Genomic DNA, 14,474 nt, shown 5'->3' with positions numbered 1-14,474 from the left:
CCCTCCTCCTGATGCTCTTTGGCTCCCGCACTGCGGCACACGCCAATGACATCCCCACCGGCATAAAGCCGGTTCCCAGCCGTCCTCTTGAGCAGTACCGCCTGCGTCTGCATCATCTGCATACCGGCGAGGACATCGATGTGGTCTACAAGATCGGCAACGAGTATGTCCCCTCGGGCATTGCGAAGCTGAACAGCTTTCTACGGGACCATCGCACGGGTGATGTTGCCCACTATGACCCGAAAGAGTTTGACGTGCTGCACACGCTGCTTGCCCGTCTTGGACGGCCCAACAACGTGATCGATATCGTCTGCGGCTATCGCACGCCGTGGAGCAACAACTTCCTGCGCGGCCGCACTGCGAATACGGGCGTGGCGAAGAACTCGCAGCATGTGCTGGCCAAGGCAATCGATATCCGTGTCCCCGGGATCACCACCGCGAAGCTGCGTCAGACGGCGCTGAGCCTGCATGCCGGAGGTGTTGGGTATTATCCCGTGTCGCAGTTTGTGCATGTGGATGTGGGTCCGGTGCGGCAGTGGACCTACGGTACTGCGCATAACGATTAGTTTAGAGACGAAGGCCCATTTTATAGCCCCGCAAGTATCCCACCCATCGCGATATCACCCCAGCGAACAAGTTCGCCGGGGACCCCGATGTGCGATGGATGGGGCACCCGTATTGGCGCTCTTATTGATTTCTCCTAAACGGTCTCGCCTGGTGCGGTTTTGGGCTTTACCTCTTCTTTGAACCAGGGATAGGGATATCCCTTGCTCAGGACGTCTTCGAGCTGTTTGTCGTATTGGTAGACATCGTCATAGAAGTGGATGTCTCCATCCTCCGCGACCAGGGCCGTGGCATAGAAGATCACTACCGGGAGCGGCTGTTTCAGCACGACAGTCTTGTTGTCTGGGCCATTGTTCATGGCGTCGTGGATCTTCTCTTCTGTCCACTCCGGCTGATTCTGCAGAACCCAGTTAGCAAGCTTCTCCGGCTCCTGCAGACGGATGCAGCCATGCGAGAAGTCGCGCTTGGAGTTGGCGAACAGCTGCGTCGCAGGCGTGGAGTGCATGTAGACGTCGTACTGGTTGGGAAACATGAACTTCACCAGACCGAGAGAGTTCTTCGGCCCTGGTTTCTCGCGGACAATCACGCGGCCCTGCGCAATGGAGTCAGCGTTATAGCTCGTGACCGGCTGGCCCTGGGCATTCACGACTTCGAAGTTCTTCTTTCCCAGATATCCCGGATCTTTCGCGACGTGTGGAGCGATCTCCTTGCGCGCAATGTTGGTCGTCACCGTCCAGYAGGGACGGAAGACGATGTACTTCATCTTCTGCGTAAAGACCGGCGTCTGGTGCTGACCGATGAACTGGCCGACGACGACACGCATGCTGAAGTCGAGCTTGTGGGTCACTGGGTCGTGCACGCGCAGGACAAACTCCGGCAGGTTGACCTGCAGTGGCGCCTTCAGGAACTCGTCAGGAAGCCAGCGCCAGCGCTCCAGTGTGTCCTGGAACTGGTGAATCCGTACAGCCGGAGAGATGTTCAGGGCCGCAATCGTCTGCGGCCCCAGCTTACCGTTCTCTTCCAGACCATGGCGGTGCTGGAAGTGCTTCACGACATCCGCGACCTTCGCCGTATACTCATTTCCCTGCGGAGCACCTTGCTGCGCATCGCCGAGGATCGTGAGCCGCTGCCACATGGCTTGCAGACCGGGATACCCGCCACCGGGCAGGATGGGCTTTGTTACCGCCGGCAGCGGATCCCACTGGGGATTCGCCTTCGCCATGTCGATGTATTTGCCGAGAGCATCTTCGGTGGCGCGGTACTGGTCGCTGTTGGGCTCGACCGATGCGATCTGCGAGACRACATCTTCGGAGTCGACGACATTTTCCGCAAGGAAGGTCGGCAGATCGTAACGCTTGCCGAGAGCATTGACGTCGAAGTCGAAGTGCTGGGGGTTGACGCGGCCAATGTGGAGGTCGCTGATGAGGCGCATGGTGCAGACCGTCATCGCGATATCGAACTTTGCCAGCTCATCGTTTGATGCGGAAGACAGCCCGGCCAGGCGCTGCGGCCAACGGTCAGCATCGTAATCTTCCGGGTTCAGCCCCTTACGGTCGATCGTCTGGAAGAGATGGATGACATCCGTCGTTGCCTTTACCGGCTGCTTATCGCGTGTCCACGCCAGGCGATATTCGCGCATGGCATAGAAGTTCTGTACATAGTTCTTGTAGTCGGTGTAGTTGGGCCAGCGCAGTATGGGCAGATTGCCGGTGGCATCCAACTGCTGCAGCTGGTTGGAGTAGTCCGGGGAGAAGGTCTCGAGCGTCTTGCCGACACCGTGCTTTCGCTTACAACCGCCTGCTGTTACCAGAACCGCGATCATTGCCGCGGCAAACACACGACCACCCAGGACTCTACCGTTCACACAGCCTCCGTGCCGAATCTGTTCCTTACGATGCCACAACTGACCCTATTGTCAGCCAGAGAAAACGGAGCGGCCATCCAAAGACCTGGAGCATTTTCCTGTAGGTGTAGTGCAGGGCTCGTGCATCTATGGACGTTTTCCGCAATGAAAACGCCGCTGCACGGTGCTTCCGGGATACCCAGCAACAGGAAAATGCTCTAACCGGCGGGCAAGAAAAGCCATTCGATCCACGATGCTTCCGCTACACTGTCGTGACACCGTTTGCTATGAACCTGTATGCCATCGTTCTGGGCACCATCGTCGCGACCCTGTTGACCGTCTCTGTCACCCGGCTTTCCAAGGTGAAGACCAAGGCGGACTACCTGGTTGCAGGCCGCTCCCTTCCCGCCTTTGTCCTGGTCTTCACGCTGCTGTCGTCGTGGATCGGCTCAGGCTCACTTCTTGGCGGCGCTGAGAATGCCTACAAGCACGGCTTTGTTGCCCTGTGGCAGGGTGGCGGTGGATGGGCGGGACTGCTGCTGATCTACTTCATCGCTCCCCGGGCACGGAAGTTCGCGCAGTTCACCATTCCCGATCTTCTGGAAGCACGCTACAACCAGACAGCCCGCGTGCTGGGTGTGATCGCCATTCTGTTTGCCTTTACCGCCATTACCAGCTATCAGTTCATCGGCGGCGGCGACATTCTTGCGCTGATCTTCCCAGACACGATCTCGCCGATGCTGGGCCGGTATATCATCGCTGCCTTCGTGATCTTCTTCACCGCGATTGCGGGTATGTCTTCGGTGGCTTATACCGATCTGGTCATTGGCTTGCTTGCAACCTTCTCACTGGTGATCTCTTTCCCGCTGCTGGTTCATACGGCAGGAGGATGGGGCGCCGTGCATGCGGCGCTGCCGGCAAGCTACTTCACCCCCCTGGGTGACTTTTCCCTGATCCAGGCCCTGGAGATCTTTCTGCCGACCTGCCTGCTGATGCTGGGCAACCAGTCGATGTATCAGAAGTTCTTCTCGGCCAAAAGCGAGAAGGATGCCAGGGTCGCCGTGGTGGGCTGGATCATCGGTACTGTCATCCTTGAGACAGTGATCGTGGCGCTGGCGATCGTGGGGAATGTCCTTTCAAAGCAGAACGGCTCGCAGCCCTATCCGCGCGAGATTCTGGCCTTTACTGCCCTGCACTCGCTGCCCAGCCTGCTGGGCGCCATCATGATGGGCGCCATCTTTGCCAAGGTCATCTCTACGGCGAACAGCTTTCTGTTCTCGCCCGCCACCAACCTGATCAACGACATCTATGTACGCTATATTTCTCCGGATGCGTCTGATAAGAAAGTATTGATTGTCTCGCGGCTGACAGTAGTCTTGCTGGGTGGGTGGGCTCTCTGGCAGGCGGTTGGTATTACCAGCGTTCTTGCCAAGACACTCTATGCCTATACCATTTATTCAGCGGCGCTGACGCCGGTGATTCTGGCTGCATTTTTCTGGCCGCGTGCGACCGCTGCCGCGGCTGTCGCATCCATTGCAGCGGGTACGGTAGTGACCGTCTGGTGGGATACGGCCTGGGTTAAGCATCTGCTTCCTCAGGCCATTGCGGAACGGGACGCAATTTTTCCTGCATTGCTGGTTTCACTCCTGTGCCTGCTCGTTGTAAGCTACCTGACGCCGCCACCGGATAAGGAACACTTAGCCCGGTTATCGGCTTAGAATTTTCGTGTGGGAGTCACATCCCGTATTGTTTTCTCAGCGTCTATTCGTGCATTCACAGAAACGACCCCAAACCTAACCCCATCCCAAAAGGACGAATCATGGAACTGAACGAAAACCTCCTGATGCAACCCGCCACCCACGACTTCGTACCCGAAGGCCTGCTGGCCTTCAACGCCGCCGAGATGTGGCAGGCCGCCCCCGTGACCGACGACGATGACGATGAGGATGAGGATTACGACGAGGACGAAGACGAGGATGATGAGGACGACGACGAGTTCGACGAGGACGAAGAAGACGACGCCGACGACGACGAAGATGAGGAGGATGACGACGAAATCGACGAGGACGAAGAAGACGAGCCCGAGTACGAGGACTACGACGACGAGGATGAGGATGAAGAGGATGACGACGACTACGAATAGAGCATCCAACGAATTGCTATGTCGAACGTAAAACCGAATCTACTGAAGGGCCTGCTGGCGGGTGTCGCCGCGGGCCTCGTCGCTACCGCTGCTAAGGGCCTCGTCGAGAAGTTCTATCCCCCGCACACGCACGGCGAGCCGGAGCCGTCGGAGCTTCTGGTGGAGAAGCTTGCGGGCCACCACCTCTCCCCTTCCACCAAAGCCACTGCGGCACAGACGATCCACTGGAGCTTCGGCGCACTCGCCGGCGGAGCCTATGGAATGCTCGCGGAGTTCTACCCCGCTGCCACAGCGCGTAACGGAGCACAGTTTGGTGTCGTGCTCGCCACCCTGACTCATGAAAGCGCCTTTCCGAAGCTGGGTCTGGCAGCCGAACCGGAAGATCAGGATGCGCGTGAGCAGAGCAGCGAGATGATCTCTCACGTTGTGTACGGCGTGGTGACAGAGACGGTCCGCTCCGTGGTACGCCGCGTTCTCTAAGATGCCCATTGGTCGCCTGACGATCGAGCTTCACATCGAACACGCGCAGTCCCTGAAGGACCGCCGCCAGGCTGTGCGCTCGCTCAAGGACAAGCTGCGCCATGGCTTCAATATTGGAATAGCGGAGCTGGATGACGCCAGCCTGTGGAATCGCGCGACGATTGGCGTTGTGGCGATCTCGGCTTCGCGCGATTACGTGCTTGGCCTGCTGCAGCAGGTGGAAGATGCAGCACACCGGCTGGCGCCGGGGTTAGGTGCTGAGATTCTGGATGCGTCGGCGGATTTGATGGAGGAGTAGGAATCGATTTTCCAAAGCATCTCGGCAAATCGTGAGCTCGAAGCAAACCGCACACATCCCTTGTCGGAATAACGAAGGCCGGCTCTAAGAGCCGGCCTTTTTCCTGCCTGCGGCGGGATTACTTCTTGCTCTTTACGGCGATGACTTCGATCTCCAGGGCGGCGCCGGGAGCGACCAGGGCCGCTACCTGCACGGCGGAACGAGCCGGCTTGTTCGGCTGTTCCTTGGTGCCGAAGTACTTTACGAACTCAGAGTTCATCGCGGCGAACTCCAGCTTGCCGGTCTTGGGATCGGCAGCCAGGAAGACAGTCGCCTTCACGACGTCGCCCATGGTCAGGCCCTGGGCCTTCAGCTGCGCGTCGATCTTGGCCAGCACCGACGCAGCCTGCGTCTTGGTGTCGCCGTAGTCGGCCGGAGTTCCCTTGGCCGGGTCGGCCGGGGTTACAGGCGAAGGAAGCTGGCCGGAGAGATAGTAGATGTCGCCGGCCCAGACGCCAGTGGCGATGAAGCCTTTGTCGTCCTGGATGTGCTTGACCGTGGTCTGCGCGTGAGCGGTAGTGGCGGCAGCAGCGGCCAGGGCGAGAGCGAGAATGATCTTCTTCATGCGAGGTCTCCTGAAAAATTCGTTCACAAGGAAAACGGGGCGGGCCATTCAGGCCCGCCCCTGGTTATCTTAGGCGCTTACCGTGTCGGAGTGCTTTCCGCCGAGGCGGGCGGCCTTCACGTGATCGCTGATCATCTGGATGGCGCGGCGTCCGCTTCCGGCGGCGCCTTCCTGCCAGCCCACCACGTGCGAGGTGTGGTCACCGGCGAAGTAGATGGGGCCATCGTTCTGCGTGATGGTGGCATAGTCGGCCTTGGTGATGGCGCCGATCCACGAACCCTCATTCCACTTCACATGCTTCCAGCCACAGAAGACGGGCTTGGAGACCAGCTTGCCGTAGCCGGGATGCATCTTCTCGATGGATTCGCGCGAGGAGGCGAACTTCTCGTCCATCGACAGCTTGTTGAAGCCGTCGATCGCCTCGTCCTGATAGCCGGCGCAGATCATGCTGGGACCCTCTGCGAAGAGGTTGTTCGACGGATACCAGATCGGCTGCGGTCCTTTGCCCAGGAAGCTGAGGCCGCCGTAGATATTGAAGTCCTTCTCCCAGAAGCGGGTCGAGGCTTCCCACGGCACCTTATAGGAGCCGCGGTAGGAGTCGGCAGCGCGAGAGACGGTGGCCTTCACCTCGGGCGACAGATCCGCCTTGATCTTGTTCAGGATCGTCAGCGGCATGGCGCAGACGCAGTAGTCGGCCTCGATGGTGCGCTGGACGCCGGCCTTCTCGTAAACAACCTTCACACCCTTACCGGTCTTGGTAATCTCGGTGACCGGACAGTTGAAGTTCACGATGGGGCCGAGCGACTTGGCCAGGGCATTTGAGATCTGCTGCATGCCGTTGACCGGCTGCATCATGGTCGCCTGCCAGTCCCACTGCTCTTCGTACAGTTCGGCGTTCCAGAAGTTGCCGTCCAGAAGCGCGTGCATCGGGATGGGCTCGCGGTTGACGATCATCTCCTGCGGGCCGGCGCCGGGATACTGAGTGACGTCGGCGCGGTCAGAACCGGTGTACTTGTTCTTGCCGTCCAACGGTCCCCACAGGTGCATGATGTCGGCCAGGCGCTCGCGGTCCTGCTTAGTGAGCTCGGTGTCCAGAGAACCGCCGTTCAGGGCCTTGGTCAGCAGCTCGGCCACTTCGCCGCGGGTGTCGTTGATGACCTTGCGCTGGGTGTAGGGCTTGCCGCCGTTGACCTTGTCGTTCTGCAGCAGCGTGGAGCGGGAGGTGTTGACGCAGACTTCCATCGGCACCTTGAGCTCGCGCACGTAGTGCAGGATGGTGCCGTGCACCGATGGGATGCGGGCGGGACCCATGTTCCAGTACAGGCCGGGAGCCCAGTTGATGTTCTGCTTGGTGCCGTCGACGAACTCAAGAACGTCTCCACCGCGGGCCGAATAAGCACGGCCGCCGGGACGATGGCGGGCTTCCAGAACGGTAACGTTGTATCCGAGTTTACGAGCCTCGTAGGCAGTCACGAGACCGGCGACGCCCCCGCCAAGGACAACGATGCTGACACCTTTACCCGCACCGGTTGTGGCCTTAACCTGCTCAGCCTCAACTTCTTTCATCGGCATCAGGCCGAGAGCTTGCATGGTGACAACTGCAGCGCTGAAACCGCCAGCCTGCCCTACGCGCGTAAGGAAATCGCGCCGTGTAATACCCATGGGAAAAACACTCCTTTAGTTGCGACTGACCTGGGAGATGAAGCTGGTCCCCACGCAGATGGACGAATCCCCCGACGAGGAAAACCAAGAACTGTAGCCCGATGGAAACATCCTATAGGAAGGGAGGAGTGATTGAATAATTGAATAATTCAATCACCAGCCCGGCCCTGCTTGTGCAGGGCGGGTTGAATGGTTGAATTGTTGAATAGTTGAATGGTTCCTTTGCTTTAGGCATCATTCGAGGATGCCGAAATCTTATAAGGACCTGGTGGTTTGGCAGCGTGCTGTCGATCTAGCGGAACTGACCTACCGTCTCACGAAGGCTTTTCCCAAAGAAGAGTTGTATGGGCTGGCTGCGCAGATGCGGCGAGCCAGTGTTTCGGTCGCATCGAACATCGCTGAAGGAAGCGCGCGAAGCCGGGGTGACTTTCACAGGTATGTCGTGATGGCGCGAGGCTCCAACAATGAGCTCCAGACTCAACTGGTCATCGCACAGCGCCTGGATTTCGGCGACCAACAGATGCGTGATCGGCTCGAATCATTGAGCGAGGATATCGGGCGAAGCCTGACAAAGTTTGCCGACTATCTACGCCGTTCCGATACCGCTTAGGCACCATTCAACAATTCAACCATTCAACAGCTCGCCCTGCGAGCACTGGCACTCCGGGCACCAGTAGGTTGAACGTGCCTGAATTCCTTGTTTGCGCGAGAGGATGGTGGCGCCGCAACGGCGGCAGGGTTCTCCTGCTCGGCCGTAGACCCAGAGGCGTTCTTCGCGGTCGATGCGGCGGGTGGTGCGGCGCAGGCCGGTGAAGGTCACTATGTCGCCTCCAGCACCGTCTTTGATGTTGGCCTGCATGTAGCGCTGGGCGTGGTCAGCGAGATGCAGCATCTCTTCTTCCGTCAGCGTGCTCATCTTGCGGAACGGATGTACTTGCGCGGTGAAGCACACTTCCGACTTGTAGACGTTGCCCAGTCCGGCCATTACCTGCTGATTCAGAAGGACGACGGCTATCTCTTCTTCGGGGTGTGAGGCGGCTCGGGCTTTGAGACGTTCCAGGCCGGTCTGTGGAGTGAAGGCCGCATCCAGAACATCGGGTCCGAGTTTTGACACGGACGAATGACGCGTAAGCGACTGTGCGGTATGGAACTCAGCGACGGGAACGTTGAACGCTACGGCTTCGAAACCATCAACACCCAGAATGAGGCGCATGTCCTTGCGTGGACGCCACCAGCGTTCTCCCGGGCGATAGATATGCCAGGAGCCGCTCATCATCATATGGGTGAGCAGGATCAGATCGCCGGAGAGATAGATCAACAGCCACTTGCCACGCGACTCTACTTTCTCCACGGTGCGGCCGGTGATGGGCGAATCGTCATGAACACGCTGCAATGGAGCCAGTGCGCTCTCAAAGCGCGTGACTGTCTTGCCGGTCAGCGCTTTAGTCAGAGTTCGTGCAGCGCGGAAGATGGTATCGCCTTCAGGCATACAAATAGGAGATCAACACTCAGGTGAATTGCTGGACAGGAGCAAGCCGTTTTCTAAGATTGAAGCCGATGGGCGCGGCAACGAATCCTACTTCCAGCAAAGCCTTCGCCATCGGACTCTCGGCCACAGGCACGCCATTGACGGTGGCGATCAGCATGCCTGCACGCGAGCGATGTTCATCTCCCTCTTCCTTACGGCCGACAACCTCGGCGAAGAATTGCGCGAGAGATCGAGTCATCTGGGTGCGCGCCGGATCTTCTTCGGGGAGGAAGACCTGCACATTCGGATTGCCGCGACGAAGATAGGCGGCGAGTGCTCCATCGCACAGGACCACCCGGCCGCCGACGGAACGTGTGAGCGTGCTGGCTGCATCGGGAGCCGCGGGCCAGCGCAGCAAGGAACCGTAGGGATTGGCCGGATCGGTCGCGGCCAGCAGCAGCATCTCGGGCTCATCTTGCTGCACCTTGTTACGCAGGGTTCGCAGCAGATCCAATGCTGCCGGCAGTGCGAACTGCACTGCGCCCAGATCGGCAGCGAAGTAGCCGCGGCGAATTTTGCCGGACTCCTCCATTGCCTTCAACACGTCATAGATCGCCGAGAAACCTCCGGGCAGGTTTTCCGCATGCGCCGTCTCCCGGAAGACGATGCCATATCGTGCGAGAAGCTGCTGCGCCATGGCATGCGACCAGTGTGTAGCTCGCTCCACTGGATCGGCAAAGGCAACCGCGTTCAGCGCCCATCGTCCCTGCCCTGTTGGCGGTGTCGTCCGCCGCGATCGGAAACCGGAAGCAGCCTGCTGGTTATGGATGCGGCGTGCCGGCACTCGCGAGCTCGTGGACCGTTCGCTGTAGGCACGCAGCGCGTGCAGTGAATCGTTCGTCACCAGTCCTTTCCAGACCAGCGACCATAACGCATCGAGAAGATCGCCGGGATATCCTCCACCGGTTCCTTCCAACAGTTGCGCGAAGAAGGTCGCGCCGCGCTGCTGCAGGTATTCGACGACCTGCAGTTCTTTGCCTGCGAGCTCCGGCACAGGCCGTGGCGTCCATAGTAGCGGCAGCTTGTCGGCGAGGTAGAGGCCGACACGGCCATCGCGCTCTCCTAAGGGTTCGACTCCGGTCCAGATCACCTCGCCTGCGGCGATCAGCGTGTCGAGATCGGCAGGCTTGTATGTCGCGATGCGTGCGGGAAGGATCTCGTTCTCCAGCAGTGATGCCGGTACAGGAGAGCCCTGCAGATTCTCCACCGCGTCCAACACCGCATCGAGACCACGACGGGGTGTGACCACTCCCTGCCAATTGGTGAAGAAGCGGGCTAACACGCGTTGCTCGACTGGCTCCACTTCCTTGCGCAGCTTCGCCAGCGATTTACGGCGGATGGTGCGCAGCACCTCGACATCGCACCACTCACGATGTGATCCTTCAGGACGGAAGCCGCCTTCCACGACGCGGCCAACCTGCACCAGGCGCTGCAGTGTTGCTTCGACCTGCGGCGCCGGCAGAGCAAACCGCCGCGCAGCTTCCGCAGTCGTGAAAGGCCCATGCGTGCGGGCATAGCGACGGACCAGATCCGTCAGCGCATCCTGTGTCTTCTCCAGGAAGGCCGCCGGCAATCCCGGAGGTAGCGGGATACCGAGCGCATCGCGATACCGCGCCGCGTCCTCCACCGCAATGAGGCGCTTGTCACTGGCGATGTTGATCTCCAATACGCGCCGTGATTTCTTCAGACGATCCACTGTCAGCGCCACCTCGGGAGAGACCACGCGCTCCAGCAGCTCCGATGGACGCAGATCACCAAGACGCAGCAGCAGATCATGCACGCCGTCAGCGTTGCGTGCGCGATATCCCTCGGCGCGAAGCTGGAGCTGTTCTTCTGTTTCGGCAATAGCCGCTGCATCCAGGAGCTCACGCAGATCGGCATCGCCCATCAGCTCGCGAAGCTGTTCCTGATCGATCGACAGGGCCTGCGCACGACGCTCCGCCAGCGGCGCATCGCCATCGTAGATATAGTTCGCCACATAGCTGAAGAGCAGCGCCGAAGCAAAGGGCGAGGGCGTGCGCGAATCAACCGTATGCACGCGCAGATCGCGGCGTGCGATGAGTGCGAGGATCTCTCGCAACGCAGGCAGATCGAAGACATCGCGCAGGCACTCGCGGTATGCCTCCAGCAAGATGGGAAACTCCGCATAGCGTGATGCCACCGCCAGCAGGTCGTAAGCGCGTTTCCTCTGCTGCCACAAGCCATCTTCAGACCACATGGTCTCCACATCGCCGCCGTTTGCCGCCTTCACGCGCGCAGTTGCCGCCATCGCCCACGGTGCGTGAATGCGTGATCCGAATGGTGTGAGGACGCAGACGCGCCAGTCGCCCAGCTCATCGCGCACACGCTCGATGACGAGATTGCGATCATCCGGAACGATGCGGGTTGCTATCTCCTGATCAGCGAGATAGCGCAGTACATTCTCAGCCGCCATGGGATCGAGATCATGTTCCCGCGTCAGCTTTGTCACCGCGGCAGGCCGTGGCATATCGCGCAGCTCACGGACAAGCTGACCGATCCTGCGTCCGAACTCCAGCGGACGCCCTGCTCCGTCTCCATGCCAGAAGGGCATCTTGCCTGGCTCTCCCGGAGCAGGCGAGACCAGCACCCGGTCATGCGTAATCTCATCGATCCGCCATGTGGACGCGCCCAGCACGAACGTGTCCCCGGTGCGCGACTCGAAGACCATCTCCTCATCCAGCTCACCGACGCGGACCGGTTTTGCCCGCTCTCCGGAGAGAAAGACACCATAGAGGCCGCGATCCGGAATGGTGCCTGCATTGAGGATCGCGATGCGCTTTACACCCTCGCGCGGCAGAAGCCAGTTGGCGGTGCGGTCCCAGGTCACACGCGGACGCAGCTCGGCGAACTCGTCCGARGGATAGCGGCCAGCCAACATATCGAGCACTCCATCGAAGCTGGTACGTGAGAGTCCGGCAAAGTTCGCACACCCTCGCACCAGATCGAAGAGAGCGTCATACCCAATGCCCGGCGACTCTTCTCGGCGGCGCGTGCGCCACCCCTCCGCCGTCTCCGCATCCATCGGCGGCTGCGAGACGACAGCCACGATCTGCTGCGCCAGCACATCCAGCGGATTGCGCAGAAAACGAGTCGCCTCCACGTGGCCTTCATGCATAGCGCGCGTTACTGCCGCGCAGGCCACCAGATCGGCCCGATACTTGGGAAAGATTATGCCCGACGAGGGAGCACCCACGGTATGTCCGGCGCGCCCGATCCGCTGCAGGCCACTGGCGACCGATGGCGGAGCCTCGATCTGGATGACGAGGTCCACGGCGCCCATGTCGATGCCAAGCTCGAGCGATGAGGTCGCCACCAGAGCCTTCAGGCGGCCCTCCTTCAACATCTCCTCGATCTCAGAGCGTTGCGACGCCGCCAGGCTGCCATGATGCGCACGAGCGATCTGCTCTCCGGCAAGGTCATTGATCGCGCCCGCAAGGCGCTCGGCGATGCGCCGTGCATTCACGAACAGAATGGTGGACTCGTGCTGACGGATGATCTCCAGCAGGCGTGGATGGATCGACTGCCAGATGCTGGTGCGCTTCGGCCCCTGCGATGCCGGGCCGCTCGGAAGGTCTTCCACTTCTCCCAGGCGGGCCATATCCTCGACCGGCACCTCGACGCGAAGCTCCAGCCGTTTGCGTGCCCCGGCATTGACGATCGTTACCGGCCGAAAGCGTATGCCGGCTGCGACCTCGTCAGGCTCTTCTCCGCCTGGCTGCGACTGCGTCTCTTCCACCGGCGGGCGACTCTCTGCTCCGCCCAGGAACCGTGCCACCTCCTCCAGCGGGCGCTGTGTCGCACTGAGACCAATACGCTGCAGCCGGCGTCCGCAGAGAGCCTCCAAGCGCTCCAGCGACATCGCCATGTGGGCTCCACGCTTGGTGGGAACGAGGGCATGGATCTCGTCGATGATGACGGTCTCGACGGACCGCAGCGCCTCTCCAGCTTCGCTGGTCAGCAGCAGGTAGAGCGACTCCGGAGTCGTGATCAGAATGTCGCCGGGATGGCGGCGGAAGCGCGCCCGCTCCAACTGGCTGGTATCGCCGGTGCGGACGGAGATGACCGGCTCGTAGAACTCCATCTCCATCTGCTGCGCCTGGTTGGCGATACCTGCGAGCGGCGAACGAAGATTGCGCTCGACGTCTACAGCCAGCGCCTTCAGCGGCGACAGATAAAGCACCTTCACACCCTGCCCCTGCTTTTCCGCAGGCGTCTGCAGCATCAGCTTGTCGAGGCACCAGAGGAATGCGGTCAACGTTTTACCGGTGCCGGTCGGCGCCAGGATCAGCGTCGATTCGCCACGTGCGATGGCCGGCCAGCCCTCCACCTGCGGCGGTGTCGGCGCCTCAAAGACGGCGCGGAACCATGCTGCCGTGACCGGATGGAAGAGCTCCAGCACATCGGCTGCGAGAGTGGCGGAGCTGGAGGCGTCTTTCGTCGTACGGGCCATGCGTTGCGTCTATTAGATGCCGGTCCAGGGCGTGGCATCAAACTCCTGCCGTAGCGTTGCGAGCGCAAATTTGTCCAGACGAGGCGGAGGCCGAAGGCTGTGGCGGGTCCACAGTCGAGGCCGACAACAAAGTATGGGCGAATTTGCGTCGCAACCCGGAGGGCCGGGGCAGATTTTCTTCACCCCAGCCAGCAAAGCTGACTGGGGACCCCGATTCCCGATCTCTTCGTCACTCGTCGTTGCGCGCTGACTGACAGGAGTTTGATGACGCGCCCTACCTTATGGCGAGTGTAGGTTGCACCAACACTCAAACCCGCCATTGCCTTTGATATGATCGTTTTCCACGATGACGACAGCTCCGAAACAACACGCCTCCGGCCTGGACCATGAACTCATTGAGCAACTCCACACGCTCGCCCAGCGCGTTGCACGGAACTCTTATTCCCCGTACTCGAAGTTCAAGGTGGGAGCGGCGGTGCTTCTCTCCGATGGCTCAATCCATGTGGGCTGCAACGTGGAGAACGCGTCATACCGGCTGACCAGTTGTGCCGAACAGAGCGCCATCTCCTCGGCAGTGTCGCACAAAGGACCGGAGATCAAGATTCGCGCCGTCTCCGTCACCAACCTGAACGGTGCGGCCAGCATGCCCTGCGGCGCCTGCCGCCAGACACTACTGGAGTTCGGCGATACCGACACCTGGATCTTCTTCCCCGGCCTGGATGGAGTCGCCGCCTCGGCGCCGTTATCCGCCCTGATCCCCTTCGGCTTCAAACTGGCCCACGACTAAGGCATTTTCCCTGTGGGTGTTGTGGAGGGTTTGTGAATCTATGAGCGTTTTCCTCAATGAAAACGCCGCTGCACGCCCCTCCCGGGATACCCAG

The 14,474-nt window shown here is 60.3% G+C and carries 12 protein-coding genes; 7 read left to right on the top strand and 5 right to left on the bottom strand.

Annotated elements, in window-relative coordinates; translation table 11 throughout:
* The first annotated feature begins 11 nt into the window (after nucleotides 1–11).
* Nucleotides 12–566 (top strand): DUF882 domain-containing protein, encoded by a 555-nt coding sequence (locus AB4043_RS02395; protein WP_442306434.1) that lies wholly within the window; start codon nucleotides 12–14, stop codon nucleotides 564–566.
* A gap of 134 nt (nucleotides 567–700) precedes the next feature.
* Here AB4043_RS02395 and AB4043_RS02390 read toward each other — a convergent pair whose 3' ends face one another.
* The gene (locus AB4043_RS02390; protein ID WP_442306433.1) at nucleotides 701–2,428 is read right to left on the bottom strand and encodes a L,D-transpeptidase family protein; all 1,728 of its coding nucleotides are present in this window, start codon (nucleotides 2,426–2,428) and stop codon (nucleotides 701–703) included.
* 266 nt (nucleotides 2,429–2,694) lie between these two features.
* On the opposite strand from AB4043_RS02390, the gene AB4043_RS02385 reads away from it, so the two are divergent.
* The 4 genes from AB4043_RS02385 (at nucleotide 2,695) to AB4043_RS02370 (ending at nucleotide 5,328) form a co-directional block, all read left to right on the top strand.
* Nucleotides 2,695–4,125: a sodium:solute symporter family protein gene (locus tag AB4043_RS02385; RefSeq protein WP_442302763.1), complete on the top strand. Its 1,431-nt coding sequence runs from the start codon at nucleotides 2,695–2,697 to the stop codon at nucleotides 4,123–4,125.
* Between the two features lie 101 nt (nucleotides 4,126–4,226).
* A complete protein-coding gene (locus AB4043_RS02380) occupies nucleotides 4,227–4,550 on the top strand; it encodes a hypothetical protein (RefSeq protein ID WP_442302726.1) in 324 nt (107 codons plus the stop codon).
* Nucleotides 4,551–4,568: 18 nt separating this feature from the next.
* Nucleotides 4,569–5,030, top strand: a complete 462-nt coding sequence (locus AB4043_RS02375; RefSeq protein WP_442302725.1) for a DUF1440 domain-containing protein — start codon at nucleotides 4,569–4,571, stop codon at nucleotides 5,028–5,030.
* Nucleotide 5,031: 1 nt separating this feature from the next.
* Nucleotides 5,032–5,328 (top strand): DUF503 domain-containing protein, encoded by a 297-nt coding sequence (locus AB4043_RS02370; RefSeq protein ID WP_442302724.1) that lies wholly within the window; start codon nucleotides 5,032–5,034, stop codon nucleotides 5,326–5,328.
* Nucleotides 5,329–5,446: 118 nt separating this feature from the next.
* Here the strand turns inward: AB4043_RS02370 and AB4043_RS02365 are convergent, their stop codons facing one another.
* Nucleotides 5,447–5,932: a Rid family hydrolase gene (locus AB4043_RS02365; protein WP_442302723.1), complete on the bottom strand. Its 486-nt coding sequence runs from the start codon at nucleotides 5,930–5,932 to the stop codon at nucleotides 5,447–5,449.
* A 69-nt stretch (nucleotides 5,933–6,001) separates the two neighbouring features.
* Nucleotides 6,002–7,594, bottom strand: coding sequence for a flavin monoamine oxidase family protein (locus tag AB4043_RS02360; protein ID WP_442302722.1), 1,593 nt, complete (start codon nucleotides 7,592–7,594; stop codon nucleotides 6,002–6,004).
* A 244-nt stretch (nucleotides 7,595–7,838) separates the two neighbouring features.
* Between AB4043_RS02360 and AB4043_RS02355 the strand changes: the two genes are divergently transcribed.
* Nucleotides 7,839–8,204 carry a four helix bundle protein gene (locus AB4043_RS02355; protein ID WP_442302721.1) on the top strand — a complete coding sequence of 122 codons (366 nt, stop codon included), beginning with the start codon at nucleotides 7,839–7,841 and terminating at the stop codon, nucleotides 8,202–8,204.
* 15 nt (nucleotides 8,205–8,219) lie between these two features.
* Here the strand turns inward: AB4043_RS02355 and AB4043_RS02350 are convergent, their stop codons facing one another.
* Nucleotides 8,220–9,083, bottom strand: coding sequence for an Fpg/Nei family DNA glycosylase (locus tag AB4043_RS02350; protein ID WP_442302720.1), 864 nt, complete (start codon nucleotides 9,081–9,083; stop codon nucleotides 8,220–8,222).
* Between the two features lie 19 nt (nucleotides 9,084–9,102).
* Nucleotides 9,103–13,593 carry an Lhr family helicase gene (locus tag AB4043_RS02345; RefSeq protein ID WP_442306432.1) on the bottom strand — a complete coding sequence of 1,497 codons (4,491 nt, stop codon included), beginning with the start codon at nucleotides 13,591–13,593 and terminating at the stop codon, nucleotides 9,103–9,105.
* A 346-nt stretch (nucleotides 13,594–13,939) separates the two neighbouring features.
* Between AB4043_RS02345 and cdd the strand changes: the two genes are divergently transcribed.
* The gene (gene cdd / locus AB4043_RS02340; protein ID WP_442302718.1) at nucleotides 13,940–14,380 is read left to right on the top strand and encodes a cytidine deaminase; all 441 of its coding nucleotides are present in this window, start codon (nucleotides 13,940–13,942) and stop codon (nucleotides 14,378–14,380) included.
* Nucleotides 14,381–14,474 lie beyond the last annotated feature (94 nt).

It is taken from the genome of Terriglobus sp. YAF25, assembly GCF_052113305.1.
Taxonomy (GTDB): Bacteria; Acidobacteriota; Terriglobia; order Terriglobales; family Acidobacteriaceae; genus Terriglobus.
Note: the sequence above shows the minus strand (reverse complement) of the source record. Positions and strands in the feature narration are given on the sequence as shown.